The organism is Acidovorax sp. SUPP3334, from assembly GCF_030159055.1.
In the GTDB taxonomy this organism is placed as follows: domain Bacteria; phylum Pseudomonadota; class Gammaproteobacteria; order Burkholderiales; family Burkholderiaceae_C; genus Paracidovorax.
This window is the reverse complement of the sequence record NZ_BQXQ01000112.1, coordinates 1-942: the sequence shown is the minus strand read 5'-3', so window position 1 is coordinate 942 and position 942 is coordinate 1. Positions and strand designations below refer to the sequence as shown.

Annotated in this window: 2 protein-coding genes; both read left to right on the top strand. The window is 58.6% G+C overall.

What is annotated here, in order from left to right:
* Positions 1 to 227 (top strand): hypothetical protein (locus tag AVHM3334_RS23700; RefSeq protein ID WP_284415878.1); only part of this gene is annotated, 227 nt, incomplete at its 5' end.
* A gap of 213 nt (positions 228 to 440) precedes the next feature.
* Positions 441 to 942 (top strand): phage baseplate assembly protein V (locus AVHM3334_RS23695; RefSeq protein WP_284415877.1); only part of this gene is annotated, 502 nt, incomplete at its 3' end.

Here is a 942-nt window from a genome sequence, read left to right as displayed (position 1 = left end):
CTCTTGTGCTGGCGCGAAGCCTGCGCGAACAGGTCGAACTTCAGGGCGCTACGGGGTGTGATCATGGCAACGAATGGGTTAGCTGGTCTTGGTCAACAAGTGACCGGCTGGGTTTTGAGAGGTTCCCTCAAGCCTTGCAGTTTCAACGACCTATGCCAAAGCAAACCCGCCACAATCATCGACAGATTGCTTTGCACTGGACGTACCCAACCGCCAGTTGCTATTAATTCAATAGCAATCAAGGCAATCGGAACTAGGGCATCAAGCGCTTTTCACCCTTTTCTTTGGTATGCGTGATCCCGTCAATTCGCTATCGCTCCTATATCGATAGCATTCAAGGCATATTCCACTAGGGCAACGGCCTTAAAACACCCTGAACCGCCTTTGCGGCTCTGTTTCCCTCCCTCCATCTCTTCAGTCCCCCTGCACCTCTCCATTCCATGGGCACGCACATCTTCAGCGGCGGCGAGGGCGCGATCACGCAGGTGGCGGGCGGCTGGACGTTCGATCCGGCCACGCCCGTCAAGCTCAAGACCAGCGGCCGGCAGGGCACGGCCTGGCACAGCAACAGCAGCACCTATATCCGCGTTCCGCTGGGCACCATCAAGGAACACGGCACCGACATGTCCAACCGCTACGGCGCGATGGACCAGGGCCAGCACGATCCCGTCAGCACCATCGTGGGCTGGTTCACCAACGTCAAGGACCACGTGAACGAGCACGTCACCTACGTCAAATCCGTGGTGCACGAGGCCGGCGAGATGGTCGGCAACGTGTTCATTCCCCGCATCGGCATGGAGGTGATCGTCGATTTCTTGAACGGCGATCCCGACTACCCCATCATCCTGGGCTGCGTCTATAACGCCGACAACATGCCTCCCTGGGGCCTGCCCGGCAACGCCACGCAGTCGGGTATCAAGACCAAATCGAGCAAGGGCGGCG